The organism is Streptomyces syringium (assembly GCF_017876625.1).
Lineage (GTDB): Bacteria > Actinomycetota > Actinomycetes > Streptomycetales > Streptomycetaceae > Streptomyces > Streptomyces syringius.
The window spans coordinates 2850969-2863485 of the sequence record NZ_JAGIOH010000001.1; the positions used below are offsets into that span (position 1 = coordinate 2850969).

17 protein-coding genes are annotated in these 12517 nt (G+C 69.2%); 9 read left to right on the plus strand and 8 right to left on the minus strand.

Annotated features, from left to right (window positions below; genetic code table 11):
- Positions 1–39: 39 nt before the first annotated feature.
- Genes JO379_RS12585 through JO379_RS12595 form a run of 3 tightly spaced genes read right to left on the minus strand, consistent with a single transcriptional unit; the run spans position 40 to position 2948 of the window.
- Positions 40–2004, minus strand: a complete 1965-nt coding sequence (locus JO379_RS12585) for a polyprenyl synthetase family protein (RefSeq protein WP_130877997.1) — start codon at positions 2002–2004, stop codon at positions 40–42.
- 30 nt (positions 2005–2034) lie between these two features.
- Positions 2035–2421, minus strand: coding sequence for a DUF6114 domain-containing protein (locus JO379_RS12590; protein WP_130877998.1), 387 nt, complete (start codon positions 2419–2421; stop codon positions 2035–2037).
- Positions 2418–2948, minus strand: coding sequence for a DUF6230 family protein (locus JO379_RS12595; protein WP_209514989.1), 531 nt, complete (start codon positions 2946–2948; stop codon positions 2418–2420). The genes JO379_RS12590 and JO379_RS12595 overlap by 4 nt, the downstream gene beginning before the upstream one ends.
- Before the next feature lie 367 nt (positions 2949–3315).
- On the opposite strand from JO379_RS12595, the gene JO379_RS12600 reads away from it, so the two are divergent.
- From JO379_RS12600 to JO379_RS12625, 6 genes are all read left to right on the plus strand, one after another.
- Positions 3316–3513 (plus strand): DUF3311 domain-containing protein, encoded by a 198-nt coding sequence (locus JO379_RS12600; RefSeq protein WP_242626069.1) that lies wholly within the window; start codon positions 3316–3318, stop codon positions 3511–3513.
- On the plus strand, positions 3510–5018 hold the full coding sequence (locus JO379_RS12605; protein ID WP_209514991.1) for a sodium:solute symporter family protein: 1509 nt from the start codon (positions 3510–3512) through the stop codon (positions 5016–5018). Before JO379_RS12600 ends, JO379_RS12605 begins: the two co-directional genes overlap by 4 nt.
- 64 nt (positions 5019–5082) lie before the next feature.
- Positions 5083–5394 carry a DUF6412 domain-containing protein gene (locus JO379_RS12610; RefSeq protein ID WP_130878001.1) on the plus strand — a complete coding sequence of 104 codons (312 nt, stop codon included), beginning with the start codon at positions 5083–5085 and terminating at the stop codon, positions 5392–5394.
- Between the two features lie 123 nt (positions 5395–5517).
- A complete protein-coding gene (locus JO379_RS12615; RefSeq protein ID WP_209514993.1) occupies positions 5518–6258 on the plus strand; it encodes a YidC/Oxa1 family membrane protein insertase in 741 nt (246 codons plus the stop codon).
- Between the two features lie 151 nt (positions 6259–6409).
- On the plus strand, positions 6410–7267 hold the full coding sequence (locus JO379_RS12620) for a fumarylacetoacetate hydrolase family protein (RefSeq protein WP_209514995.1): 858 nt from the start codon (positions 6410–6412) through the stop codon (positions 7265–7267).
- Between the two features lie 75 nt (positions 7268–7342).
- Complete coding sequence (locus JO379_RS12625) at positions 7343–7756, plus strand: hypothetical protein (RefSeq protein WP_130878004.1); 414 nt, start codon at positions 7343–7345, stop codon at positions 7754–7756.
- 38 nt (positions 7757–7794) lie between these two features.
- On the opposite strand, the gene JO379_RS12630 is transcribed toward JO379_RS12625, so the two are convergent.
- From JO379_RS12630 to JO379_RS12640, 3 genes are read right to left on the minus strand one after another with little or no spacing between them, the layout of a single operon-like run.
- Positions 7795–8016 (minus strand): DUF397 domain-containing protein, encoded by a 222-nt coding sequence (locus tag JO379_RS12630; RefSeq protein WP_130878005.1) that lies wholly within the window; start codon positions 8014–8016, stop codon positions 7795–7797.
- Positions 8013–8261 (minus strand): DUF397 domain-containing protein, encoded by a 249-nt coding sequence (locus tag JO379_RS12635; RefSeq protein WP_307841975.1) that lies wholly within the window; start codon positions 8259–8261, stop codon positions 8013–8015. Before JO379_RS12635 ends, JO379_RS12630 begins: the two co-directional genes overlap by 4 nt.
- Entirely contained in the window at positions 8242–9105 is an 864-nt protein-coding gene (locus tag JO379_RS12640; protein ID WP_307841976.1) for a helix-turn-helix domain-containing protein, read from the minus strand. Before JO379_RS12640 ends, JO379_RS12635 begins: the two co-directional genes overlap by 20 nt.
- 251 nt (positions 9106–9356) lie before the next feature.
- Here JO379_RS12640 and JO379_RS12645 point away from each other — a divergent pair, with 251 nt between their 5' ends.
- The 3 genes from JO379_RS12645 to JO379_RS12650 all read left to right on the plus strand — a co-directional run bounded on the left by JO379_RS12645 (position 9357) and on the right by JO379_RS12650 (position 10285).
- On the plus strand, positions 9357–9677 hold the full coding sequence (locus JO379_RS12645) for a hypothetical protein (protein WP_209519040.1): 321 nt from the start codon (positions 9357–9359) through the stop codon (positions 9675–9677).
- Positions 9674–9958, plus strand: coding sequence for a DUF6255 family natural product biosynthesis protein (locus JO379_RS34115; protein WP_372449072.1), 285 nt, complete (start codon positions 9674–9676; stop codon positions 9956–9958). Before JO379_RS12645 ends, JO379_RS34115 begins: the two co-directional genes overlap by 4 nt.
- Positions 9959–10045: 87 nt before the next feature.
- Positions 10046–10285 carry a hypothetical protein gene (locus JO379_RS12650; RefSeq protein WP_209514997.1) on the plus strand — a complete coding sequence of 80 codons (240 nt, stop codon included), beginning with the start codon at positions 10046–10048 and terminating at the stop codon, positions 10283–10285.
- Positions 10286–10417: 132 nt separating this feature from the next.
- Here the strand turns inward: JO379_RS12650 and JO379_RS12655 are convergent, their stop codons facing one another.
- Together JO379_RS12655 and JO379_RS12660 are read right to left on the minus strand one after the other, a co-directional pair.
- Positions 10418–10891, minus strand: coding sequence for a hypothetical protein (locus JO379_RS12655; protein ID WP_209514998.1), 474 nt, complete (start codon positions 10889–10891; stop codon positions 10418–10420).
- 85 nt (positions 10892–10976) lie between these two features.
- On the minus strand, positions 10977–11777 hold the full coding sequence (locus JO379_RS12660; RefSeq protein WP_209515000.1) for a hypothetical protein: 801 nt from the start codon (positions 11775–11777) through the stop codon (positions 10977–10979).
- Between the last annotated feature and the right edge of the window lie 740 nt (positions 11778–12517).

The following is a 12517-nucleotide window of genomic DNA, read 5'->3' on the forward strand; positions in this document are numbered from 1 at the left end:
GCCCGTAGCCGTAGCCCCAACCGCACCCGTGACCGGAGTTCAGCTGCTCCGGTGCGTGGCCTGCCGCGCCACATGGCGCAACCGCTTGCGGTAGGGGGAGTCGGGCAGCCGGTCCAGGTGGCTCTGGGCCCGCTCCGTGTAGGCGACGGCCAAGTCCCGGGCCCGCGTCATCGCATCGGTGCTCTGGAGCAGTCGGTGCACAGCGGGCAGGGCGCGTTCGCAGTCGGTGTCGTGCCACAGGGCGTGCAGCTCGGCTCGCTGAGGTGGCGAGGCATGGGCGTGCGCGAGCAGGAGGGGCAGGGTGGGGCGATGGTTGCGCAGGTCGCTGGCCGCGTCCTTGCCGGCGGCCTGTGAGGTGCTGTCGTAGGGCAGGAGGTCGTCAGTGATCTGGAAGGCCATGCCGAGAGCCAGTCCGTACTCGCTCAGCGCCTGGACCTGGTCGTCGCTGCCTTCGACGAGATACGCACCGAGGCGGCAGGCGTAGCCGAAGAGCACCGCCGTCTTGAGCCTGATCATCTCCAGGTAGGTGTCGACCCCGCAGGTCAGGTCGTCGGAGATGTTCAGTTCGAGCGCCGCACCGCGCGCCAGGTCCTCGCCCGTGCGTCCCGCCTCGGCGAAGGCCTGGGCGACGCGCTCGGCGCCGACGCCCCGCTCGCGGCAGCGGGAGAGCCCTTGGAGGGCCTTCATGACGAGGCCGTTGGCGGCGAGGAGCGCGAGGTCCGCGCCGAAGCGGTAGGGGGCCGAGTCCCGGCCCCGCCGCTGGTCGTCACCGTCGATGATGTCGTCGTGGATCAGGCTCGCGACATGGACGAGTTCCGTGCTGACCGCCGCGGGCAGGACCATGTCGGTGCGCCCGCCGACGGCCCCGGCGGCTTCCACGGTCAGCACCGGTCTGAGCAGCTTCCCGACCGGCAGGAGGGCGTGGTTCTGGATCGGCGCGAGAAGCGTGTCGTCCGCCCCTTCGCAGCAGCGTCTCAGTTCGGCACTGATGGCCCGGTGCGACGCCCAACTACGGACGTCATGGAGTTGTTCCGGCACGACGGGAGCAGCAGCGGAAGGGCAGGCGGGAGCCATTTCGACGCGGGGCGGCGGGACCGCGTCGAAGACGGACCGCAGTGAAGAGACCGCCAGTCGTTTCAGGGAAGCCGGGCGCGGGTGGGGACGCCGCCGCAAAGTAGCGGGCAGGTCGTCGGTCACGGTCCGCAAATGCAACCGGTACAGGGACTGCATGGTTTCGATAGCGGCTCTGCCATAAGGGGGCAGCACCGCCGCCACGGTGTCCGCGCCGGACAGGAGAGCATCGGCGCGGTCGGCTTCCCAGCGCAGCGCCTGCAGCACCGCGGGGGTCGGCCTGCGGTTGAGGAGATCCGTGCGGTCCGCGGCGCAGTTCTCCAGCGTCTCCGTCGAAATTCCCAGCCAGCCGCGCGCCACGTCTTCGGAGATGTCACGCAGGTTGTCCACCCTGTCCAGGCCCTCGCCGAACGACAGCACCGCGTGGTCGAAGGCGGGATCGTCGGAGGGTCCGCCCAACAGCGGACAGCCCAGCAGGACGGGAGCGCCCACGGCACTGCGGGCGAACTCCGACAGTTCCGCCTCGGTCGCGAACTCGGTCCTCCCGATGTCGCCCCGGGTCGTCGCGACGAACTTCTCCAGGGCCGGCACGGGCAGTGCGAAGGTGGCGATGCTGTGCACGATCGCGGCCCGCACGGGGTGCGCCGAATATCCCGAGCGTACTTCCGTCAGAAGTTCATGGGTCTCTTCTGAGAAGCGCGCGACACTGCCCTTGCGGTGGTCCGCCAGGTCGTCCACCCAGCGCACCACGGCTCCCACCGCGGCCATGGCGGGCCGGTATTGCGGCGGCAGGAACGCCCCGGCCATGGCCATGGTCCAGTCCGTCTTCAACGCCAGCTTGAAGCAGGCCCGGTACGATTTCCGCAATCCGGCGTCATTGATACCTGCCAGATCGAGGCACTCGTCGAACTTGCCCAGTTCCCAACGCGCCAAGGCGTGTGACCTTTCTTGGGAGGAGTTTTCCTACGATGCCTTGCCGTTACGTGGCTCGGGCGTCCAGGCCACGGTGATCGCCCCACCGGATGCCAGCAGCAGGAATCCGAGGAACAAGCCGCCCATGTTGGCTGCGACAAGGCTGACCAGGGACAGCACGAGTGCGAGGACTCCCGGGAAAGCGCGCCGGTCGGGAGCTTGCCAGGTGGCGAGCCCGGAGACGAGACACAGACTGCCCAGTAGCCACGCGGAGGCGCCGGCGGTGCCCGAGAACGGCAGCATGCCCAGGCCGTCCCAGGTGGTCAGCACGATTTCGACGCCGCCCAGACACATCAACAAGCCGCCCCAGAACGGGCGTGTGCGGTACCAGGGCAGCCAGCGGGAGCGTGCGATCGGCCACAGATCGTTCATCGTCATTTCCCGGAATCCCGAGGGCTGGAGGGGCAGCCTTGGCGGCCGTGGACGAAGTCCGCGTGGAAACCCTTCGCGGCGAGGCTCGCGGCGGCGAACGCTCGCGGTTCGACGCGGACCTTGAATGCGTGAAAGGAGCCCGCGGTAAGCCGGAAGGGCGTTGCCGGGTCCCGCTCTGTTTCCAGTCCGGCCGGGGAAAGGGAAACGCGCGACGTACTGAGAGAGGACGTCTCGATGGTGAACTTCGAGGCGGACAGCGAGTCGGCATACAGGCGGGCGGTGGTGGCTCCGATAACCGGCAGCTCCACCACGGAGGTCACACAGACATCATCGGCTCGAAAATCCTGGAAGAGCGACATGAGTGCCGCATCGGAATGCTTTCCCGACGATAGCCCCGGAGTGATCGACAACCCGGACACACTGATCTTCTCCGCACTGATGACCATGGGCACGCGTCCCGCGAAGGCGAACTGGAGCGCGCTGGCACTGTCGGTGGCCAGAAGGGCATAGGCCGCCCCGAGAACGACGGCCATGACCACCGCGCAGCGCCGGCGTCGGACATGCCCAGACGGCGCCGACGGGATTTCCTTCGGTGCGCTTGGCGCGTCGCGACGCAAGGGCAACTCCCCCATTTCTGTGGCCACTCACCGGTTGCGCGGAGCCAGGAAGAAGAAAACCGGAATGAATTCGTTTACCGCAGAGCACTGAATTGCGGTCCATCTCTACACGCTGCGTCTATGGCACCCCGAAATGCACGGCGCACAGACATCGTTTACACCCGAAGGGGTGAGCATTCCTACGGCCGACCGGGCCCCTTGGGAGGCGGCGTGGCCTGCGCCGATGCCACCACCGAGGCGGGCCGAAAGAAGGCACAACCGCACCACGACCTAGGGTCGACCTGTGTTGAAACGTCCCGCCTTGCTCTGGCTGCTGGCCCCCTACGCGCTCTTCCTCGGCGTACTCCCTCTCGTCGACCGCGTCCATCCCACCGTGGCCGGCCTCCCCTTCCTCTTCTTCTGGCTCCTGCTGGCGACCCTGCTCACACCGGCCGCCGTCTTCCTCGCCTGGCGCGGGGACCGGAAGCGGGGCCGGGTGTGAACGCCACCGTCGCGACGTCGGTCTTCGGCGTCTTCATGGTCCTCACCGTCGCCCTCGGCCTCTTCGCCGTCCGGGGCCGGGGCTCGGGAGGCGGACTCACCGAGTGGTCGGTGGGCGGCCGCAGCATGGGCACGGTCTTCATCTGGGTGCTGATGGCCGGCGAGGGCTACACGAGCTTCAGCTACCTCGGCGCGGCGGGCTGGGGCTACAACCACGGCGCGCCGGTCCTCTACGTCATCGCGTACATGTCCTGCGGCTACGCGATCGGCTACGTCGTCGGGCCGATGCTCTGGTCCTACGCCCGCGAGCACGGCCTCGTCTCCATCACTGACATGGTCGCCCACCGCTACGGGCGCCCCTGGCTCGGCACGGCCGTCGCCATCCTGGCGACGGTGTGCCTGCTGCCGTACATCCAGCTCCAGATCACCGGCATGGGCGTGGTCGTCTCGACCATCTCCTACGGCGCGATCAGCCTGAACTGGGCCTACTTCATCGCCTTCGCCGTCACCACGGGCTTCGTGGTGGTGAGCGGACTGCGCGGCAGCGCCTGGGTGTCGGTGCTCAAGGACGTGCTGGTCATCGGCACCCTGGGCTTCCTCGCGATCTACGTCCCGCTCCACTACTTCGACGGCTACGGGCCCTTCCTGGACCGCCTGGTGGCGGAGAAGCCCGACTGGCTGACCTTCACCGGGCACGGCGGCAGCGGCCTGGGCGGAAGCTGGTTCGTCACGACGAGCTTCCTGAACTCCCTGACCGTGGTGATCTTCCCGACGACCGTGGCGGGCTACCTCGGCGCGCGCAGCGCCGACGGGCTGCGCCGCAACGCGATGCTGCTGCCGTTCTACAACGTGCTGCTGTTCGTGCCGATGCTGCTGGGCATGGCGGCGATCTTCGTGGTGCCGGGGCTGGCCGGCCCGGGGTCGAACCTGGCGCTGTTCAAGCTCGTGGTGGACTCCCTGCCCGCGTGGGCGGTCGGGGTGATCGGAGTCGCGGCGGCCCTGTCGTCGATCGTGCCGATGGCGGTGTTCATGCTGGTCATCGGGACCATGTGGGGCAAGAGCGTGCTGGGCGTCATGCCCGGCCTGGCGGGCCGCCCGGACCGGCAGAAGACGGGCGCCCAAGTGGTGGTCGTGGCGGCGGGCGGACTGGCCCTGCTGCTCACCTATACCGAGCCCAATACGCTCGTGCGGCTGTCGCTCATCTCCTACGAAGGCATGGCACAGCTCGTGCCCATGATTCTGCTGGGCCTGGTGTGGCGGAAGCTGACGCTCTGGGGTGCGGTGAGCGGTCTCGTGGCGGGCGGCACCCTGGTGTGCGCGCTGGTCTTCACCGAGAACGACCCGCTGTGGGGCGTGAACGCGGGGGCGGTCGCCCTCGGACTGAACCTGGTGGTCGCGCTGGCGGTCTCCTGGCTGGGGCCGAGGACCGTGGACGAACGACCGGATTCCGAGGTGCTGGCGACGGATCCGGGCCCGGACGTGCCGGTTGTCAGTGGCACGGTCTAGCATCGGAACGAACGACTGATCGAACGGTCGCGAACGAACGGCCTTCGGGGAGGGGGAGCACAGCATGCGTCATGTCCTGCGCGGCACCCTGCGTACGCACGTGAGCGTGCTCCTCTTCCTGCTGGCCGAACTGCTCCTCGTACAGAGCGGCTTGGTGGGCGTCGTGGCACTGGCCGCGACGACGGCCGTCGCGGCCGCGTTGCTGGCCTGCGCCGTTCTCGCCGCCCGCGTCACGGGTCCGCTCACGCCGACCCGCATACGCACCGCGATACGGGACCGGGAGTTGCGTACGGCGTTCCTCGCCCAACGCGATCCCGATGCCCAGGGCCGTCCCCGGCCCCGAGCGCCCGGCCGTCTCCTCCCGACGGCCGCGTAGGCGCTCCGCTCCCGCCACTGCACTGCACTGCACTGCATTTTGAGCTGAGCTGAGCCCGCGCGGCTCGTCACGCCGAAACCCCTTCCGTTTCCGGCACGACGAGACCCCGTGGAGGGCTCATCCATGTCCGTTTTCGCATTCCTCGGCACCCTGCTGTCCCACCTCGCCGACGTCATCGACCCGCTCTTCGGCACCTCGGCGACGGCCGCCGCGATCGTCCTGTTCACCTTGGGCGTCCGGCTCGCCCTGCACCCCCTGGCCAGGTCGGCGGCGCGCGGCGAGGGGGCCCGCGCCGCGCTCGCGCCCGAGCTCGAGAAGCTGCGCCGCAAGCACAAGAACCACCCGGAGAGGCTGCACAAGGCGGCGAGCGAGATGTACGCCAAGGCCGGCTCGTCGCCGATGGCGGGCTGCCTGCCGTCCATGGTGCAGCTGCCCGTGTTCTATGTGATGTACCACCTCTTCGCCACCGGCTCCGGCGGCGACGGCCTGCTCGACCACACCCTGCTGGGCGCCCCGCTCGGCAGCCGGTGGGCCGACGCGCTCGGCCACGGCGGGGCGTTCGGCCCGCAGGGCCTCGTCTACCTGGGCCTGTTCGCCCTGATCGCGGCCGTGGCGACGTGGACGTACACCCGCAGCCGCAAGGCGGCCGCCACGATGCCGGTCCCGGGGGCCGACCAGGTACCGGGCATGGCGAGCCTGACCAAGATCCTTCCGCTGCTCACCTTCGGCACGCTCGTCACCGCCGCGATCGTGCCCCTGGCGGCCGGCCTCTATCTGGCGGCCACCACGGCCTGGACTGCGGCCGAACGGGCGTACCTGACGCCCCTTCGGACGGCGAAGCCGACGGCCAAGGCCCGCGTGTGAGCCGCCATGTGACGGTCCAACTGCCGGACGCGGACTTGCGGAGGGAGCCGCCGTTCTTGCACGATCGGCCAGTTCACCTGATGGCCGTCCCCCATCGGCCGGTCCGGACAAGGCCGTCCGGGCCGTCCCTTCGACCGTGGGAGTCGTACGGATGAAGCTGTTGCGTGTGGGACCGGCGGGTGCGGAACGCCCGGCGCTGCTGGACGAGGAAGGCACGCTGCGCGACCTGTCGGCCCTGGTGCCCGACGTGGACGCCGGGCTGTTCGCGGACGAGTCGGCGCTCAAGCACGTCCGGGCCGCCGTCGGCGCCCGCGTCCTGCCCGCGCTCGACCCGTCCGGCCTGCGGATCGGCCCGCCCGTCGGCCGCATCGGCAAGATCGTCTGCGTGGGCCTGAACTATCACGCCCACGCCGCCGAGCTCAGGGTGAAGGTCCCCGCCGAGCCGGTGCTCTTCCTCAAGGCCCCGGACACGGTCGTCGGCCCGGAGGACACGGTGCTCGTGCCGCGCGGCAGCGAGAAGACCGACTGGGAGGTCGAGCTGGCCGTCGTCATCGGCCGGACGGCCCGCTACCTGGAGACCGACCAGCAGGCGCTCGCCTCGATAGCCGGGTACGCGGTGGCGAACGACGTCTCGGAGCGGGCGTTCCAGATGGAGCGCGGCGGCCAGTGGGACAAGGGCAAGAACTGCGAGACGTTCAATCCGCTGGGCCCGTGGCTCGTCACCGCCGACGAGGTCCCCGACCCGCAGGACCTGCGGCTGCGCCTGTGGGTGAACGGGCAGCTGCGGCAGGACGGCAGCACGGCCGACCAGATCTTCCCGGTCGCCCAGATCGTGCGGTACGTCAGCCAGTACATGACCCTGTACCCCGGCGACGTCGTCAACACCGGCACCCCGGCGGGCGTGGCCATGGGCCAACCGGAACCCAAGCCGTATCTGCGGGCCGGGGACGTGGTGGAGCTGGAGATCGACGGCCTGGGGCGGCAGCGGCAGGTACTCAAGGAGGCGTAGCGGCGGGCGTACGTACGGGGGACCCGGCGCGTGTGTTGCCGGGTTCCGCACCCTTGTCCATGCATATTTTCGTACATGCGCAAGGAAGAGGGCGGAAGGTCCCGTACGGCCGGCCTGGCGGTCCTGGCGACCGCGCTCGGCGGCGTGCTGCTCGTGTGCGCTCTGGCCGCGCTGAGCGCGTCTGCCGCGACGCGGCCGAGCCCGTTGACCCCGACGGCGGGCGGCTCGCCGGGCAGCCCGTCAGCGACGGCGACACCCGCCGCCCCCACGGCGGGGGCCCGGCCCCTGCCCCCTCTGCCCCGCCCGATGCCACCCCCGACGGTGCGTCCGAATGTAGGCCCGCATGCGGGGCCGGTGGCGGGCGACGGCCACGAGCTGGCCCACAGCGGGCCGCCGATGAGCGCGTCGATGGCGTTCGGCGGGGGGCTGGTCATGCTGGGGGCGGGGCTGGCACTGGTTGTTCTCTACCGTTCCCGCTACGAGCGGTAGGGCATGCTGCCGGCTCGTTGAGCGCGCGGTAGCTGCCGCTACCGGGGACGAAGCTCACCCGCTCTGACGGCTCGGGTGAACGAGCGGTAGGCGCGGGGGCCGCACCAGAGTATGGGGCCGTCTGGATTCTTCGAGTCGCGTATCGCTATGGGGGCGGCCCCGTCGCTCCCGGGTATAGCGATCTCCACGCAGTTCTCGACGACGGAGCTGTAGCTGCTCTTCTTGAACATGAGCTTGCTCCGGCCGCCTGATCCCCTCATCCCGCAGCCCGGCTGCTGAACGCGTCGCGCCGGACGGCGCCGACGAAGGACGTCCACGCGGATGGCGTGAAGATGAAGGCGCCTCTGGTGCGGTCCTTGCTGTCGCCGATGGCTATGAGGCCGTCGTCGGTCAGCTGCGCCTCGACACACCCGACCTGTTGGTTATCGCTGTAGGAGGACTTGCGCCACGCGTATGCGGGCAGATTGTGGCGTTTCACGCGTACCTCACTCAGATTCAAGTTCACGTGCGATCGATGCAATCAGCTCGATGGACTGCTGCGCCGGGAGAGCCGCTGCCTGAAGTCGTCCCCACGCGCGCCCGTACTTTGTGACGGCCTCATCCTCCTCCAGGTACAGGGCGCCGTCGAGATATTCGACTTGAACCACCTCCAGGCCCATGGGATCCGGGTAGGAGAAGATGTCGAACGAGCCACCTGTACAGGTGAAGGTGGTCTGAGACAGGGGGGTGACCTGGATCGTCATCTCAGACGACTGGCTGAGACCGACCAACCGCCGCAGTTGCTCCGCCATCACCGCCGCCCCGCCGATCTGCTGACGAAGGACGCCTTCGGGCATGATGCACATGTAGCTCGGCGGCTCTTCCCGCCGCAGGACTTCCTGCCGTTCCATCCGCAGATCGAGATAGAACTCAAGCTCTTCCTCGGGTAGCGGATCCGAACCAGTCATTACTGCGGTTGCATAGGGCCTGGTTTGCAGGAGACCAGGAATCACTTGCGACTGGAAGGCACGGATCTTTGTCGCATCGGATTCCAGGGACAGTCCTTCCTTGAAGCTCGGTCGCAGGGTTTCGCCGTACTGACGCCACCAGCTCCGCTTGTGCCCCTCGGACGCAAGGGCGACCAGACACTCTCGCGTTCTCTCGTCCTTGACCTTGTAGAGGCTCAGCAGGACATCCAGCTCAAGGCGAGTGACACGGTGGCGACCGGTCTCCTGCCGACTGATCTTCGACCTGTCACCGTGGATGGCGACCGCCGCCTCCTCCGGTGAGACCTTCGCCGCTTCCCGGAGCGCCCTCAGCTCTGCCCCGAGCCTGCGACGCCTGGCGGTGCGATGTGCCTGCTGTCCCACGCGTAGCTCCTCCGCTGATCTGTGCTCCCGACCCCGGCGGCCGGGACCCCGAATACTGGCCAATTGAAGCCCCAAGTGCCAGTCCACAAAGTGTCGTTCTTCAATTTGTCGCTCCATCGATTGAAGTTTGTCGTGAGCGCCACGCGGATGCATTCTGGATACGCCGCGCCCACCGCTGAAATTGTTCGGCGCAAGTTGCGCCTGGGGTGGATGCGTTGGCGTGCATTCGAGCCTTGGAAGGGTGTAGCTGAATGACATACAGGGTGGGTGTGTTCGTGATGGACACCCGGGAGAATCGGCTCATGCAGGTGATGGGGCACGTCGGAGACCGCGTGCAGGTCAGAACGCCCGGCGGCGGCCTGGAGTGGGAAGTCCCCTCGGACGTCCTGCGGTTGGCGACGAGCGAGGAGCGGGCGGCGGCCCGTGCCGCGACGACGCGTCTCATGAACTGCGCCGAGTGCGCCGAACTCGAAACCGCCCGGCGACGGGCCATCGCGGACGGCGACGAGGAGAAGGCCGGCGACGCCCTCGTCGCCGTCCGTTCGCACCGACGCAGGGCACACGCGCTGTGAAGGGCCAGGGCAGCTGGTCCGGGGCCTGCGGGCACCGGTCGGGCTGGACACAGACCCGTGGCGAGGCGCGCTGCAACGACTGCGGAACCAGACGGTTCACGGACTACGGCGCCCTGCGCCCGGCAGAGCTGGCGCCGACCACCACGCCACCCCCACGCCGAGCCCGCAAAACGGACCGCGCGGCAGCCCGCCACGTGGCGCGCATCGTACGGCTCGGCATCCGCTGGGGGACGAGCGGCGTGGGCGCGCCCCGCTGGGCGGCACCCGCGTCAGCCGTCTGATTGCGACGAACGCCGGTACCCAATGGCGGGCTACATGCCGGGCGCGGCGGGCGTAGCTTAAGTGACAGGAAGAAGGAGGCCACCACCGTGGACGCCACCCTCAAGACCGTCATCGGGGGCGAGCTCGTCGAGCTGCCCGGCACCATCGCGGCCATCCGCGCCACCATGGCAGCCGACCAGGCCGAGGAGTTCGACCGCGAGATCGAGCATGTCCCTGCGGCTGAGCTGCCTGCCGCTCTGGTCCGCTGGGCACTGGTCGGCACGGGCGCCGATGAAGAAGACGAACACCTCTTCGAGCGCCTTGCCCGCGGCGAGAACGGCGCTTGACCAGCGACCCGTGCGGCCATGGCTCCACCCCGGTCAAGGATGACTCCGATCGGCGCGAAGCAACCGTCGGGGGGTTGTCGTCCGCATCGTTTACGTCTGACGGAATGGGCACTGTCATCGCTCGGCGATCTGCTAACTCAAGTGCTGCTGGGCCCAACCGGAAACGCCGCTCAGCCGGGCGGCAGCCTTGACCGGGTCACCGGACCACGTGGGCTGGTCCACCTCGAAGTCATGGCCGGTCAGGCCGCTCTCTTCCTCGACGATGCGAGCGATGCGATAGGCCCGTTCCATCACCGCCAACGCCGCCGGACCCGAGTGGCGGTAAGCGACCTCTATGTTGGCCGTGTCCCCGCAGTAGTCGAACTGCACGCGTCCCGGCGGACCAACCGTTTCAAGGGTCAGGCTGTACAGGTACTCCTCGGACTCGACGGACCCGACCTCCCGCGAGACCCGCTCCAGGATGCGACCCCACTCGGCCCGTTGTGCGTCGGTGAGCCGGAGCAGGGGCAGGTCGGCATCGGGGTCGAAGTCGGCGTTGAGACGGTCGAGCGTCTCCTGAAGCGTCAGGCCCGGCCGTACGCGCACGAGCGTGATGTCGTAGGTCACCGGGTGAATCTACGAAATTCCCGGTTCCACGGCGACAGCACGTGTCCCCCTTCCGCAGAAGGGGGACACGATGCCGCTGCGTCCCTCAAATGACGTCGACGGTCGTGGACGGCGAGGTCCGGCCGCCGACGGAGAACTCCACGCTGGTGGGGCCGACGGGCGTGGTGTCGGCCGCGCTCACGCAGACCCACATCACGGACTGTGAACCGACGTTGGCGACTTCGAGGTCGACGTCGGAGAAGGTCAGAGACTGTCCGTCGGCGGAGATGCTTCCCGCGTACACCGTGGTGTTTCCGCCGGCCTTCCAGACGGTCAATTGGTGATCGGGGCTGGTCGGCGTACCGAATCGCATGTCGGCGCCGGCCGGCAGAGTCACGATGACGGTTTGCGGCGGGATGCCCTGCGTCCCGTTATTGCGCACCTCCACGCCCGGGTAGACGGGATCCCCTCCCCGTTCCGCGGTCACAGGGTCGCCGCCCGGCGACACGGTGAAGCCCGGCATGACGACGATCGTTGTGGAGGGGGAGGTCTTTCCTCCCACGGTGAAGGTCAGGCCGGTGGCTCCGAGCGGGGCGTCGTGGCCGGCGCTCACGGCGACCCACAGCACCGTTGTCCCGGGCAGTGCCAGGTCCACGTCCGAGAAGACGAGCGTCGTGCCGTCCGCCGAGAGGACTCCCGTGTATGTGGTGGTCTGGCCGCTGGTGTTCTGGACGGTCAGCTGGTGGTCGGGAAGCGTCTGCGTGCCGAAGCGCAGGTCCCGGCCGGTGGGCAGGGCCACGGACACGGATACCGGGTCGAACGCCACGTCGGCTTCGACGTGGACTCCTGGGTACCCGACCGGTCCGCCCTGGACCAGCTCCACATCCGGCGGTCCGCCCGGCGCCACGGTGAAATCCGCCCACTGAAGCACTACTTGCCCCGGCCTGCCCGCGTCACCGACCGGGGACTGGTACAAGGGGTCGGTCCTGCCCGCAGCATTCGTCCCCGAGCCCGCAACCGTCACACCACCCGACACCCCAGGCCCCGACGCGAAGCCAGAGCCACCCGCGCCGCCGGATACGTAAGAGCCCTGGGCTCCGCCAACGCCGCCGCCACCGCCACCACCCGCGTATCCGGCCCCACCACCGTGGTAGTCGCCTGCCAGGGCGTTGCCACCGCCTCCGCCCATGCCCGGCAGCGGAATCAACCCGCCGCCGTCACCCCCGTTCTGGCCCAGGTCGCCCCCCTTGCCCGCAACGGGCCCAGGGCGGCAGATCACCCCGGCCCCGCCTGTCCGCCCTACGGCACCGCGTGCCGGGCTCCCGCTGAACGACCCGGAGGCCCGGCCCGTCCCGTCGCCCCCGCGCTGACCGCCACCCGCACCACCGGCGAGCCTCCCAGCCGCATCACTCGCGCCTCCGCCGCCGGCGATGAGGAGGGGGCCCGTCCCGGTGCGGTAGAGACCGCTCATCCCCCCGCCCTGCTTGGCCCCACCGCCGAACCCCGGCGTGGTTCCCACCACTACCCGGAGCACCTCGCCCGGCGTCACCGAAACGACCCCCGAGGAAAACCCGCCGCCACCGCCCAGAGGGCCGCCACCACCGCTGCCCCAGACGCGGGCATCAAGTGAGGTCACTCCGTCGGGAA

Excerpts from the sequence above, each read along its gene's own strand:
- JO379_RS12590 (WP_130877998.1), bottom strand. The coding sequence starts at position 2,421 with ATGACGATGAACGATCTGTGGCCGATCGCACGCTCCCGCTGGCTGCCC.
- JO379_RS12595 (WP_209514989.1), bottom strand. The coding sequence starts at position 2,948 with ATGGCCGTCGTTCTCGGGGCGGCCTATGCCCTTCTGGCCACCGACAGT.
- JO379_RS12610 (WP_130878001.1), top strand. The coding sequence starts at position 5,083 with ATGCGTCATGTCCTGCGCGGCACCCTGCGTACGCACGTGAGCGTGCTC.
- JO379_RS12615 (WP_209514993.1), top strand. The coding sequence starts at position 5,518 with ATGTCCGTTTTCGCATTCCTCGGCACCCTGCTGTCCCACCTCGCCGAC.
- JO379_RS12620 (WP_209514995.1), top strand. The coding sequence starts at position 6,410 with ATGAAGCTGTTGCGTGTGGGACCGGCGGGTGCGGAACGCCCGGCGCTG.
- JO379_RS12625 (WP_130878004.1), top strand. The coding sequence starts at position 7,343 with ATGCGCAAGGAAGAGGGCGGAAGGTCCCGTACGGCCGGCCTGGCGGTC.
- JO379_RS12630 (WP_130878005.1), bottom strand. The coding sequence starts at position 8,016 with ATGAGGGGATCAGGCGGCCGGAGCAAGCTCATGTTCAAGAAGAGCAGC.
- JO379_RS12645 (WP_209519040.1), top strand. The coding sequence starts at position 9,357 with ATGACATACAGGGTGGGTGTGTTCGTGATGGACACCCGGGAGAATCGG.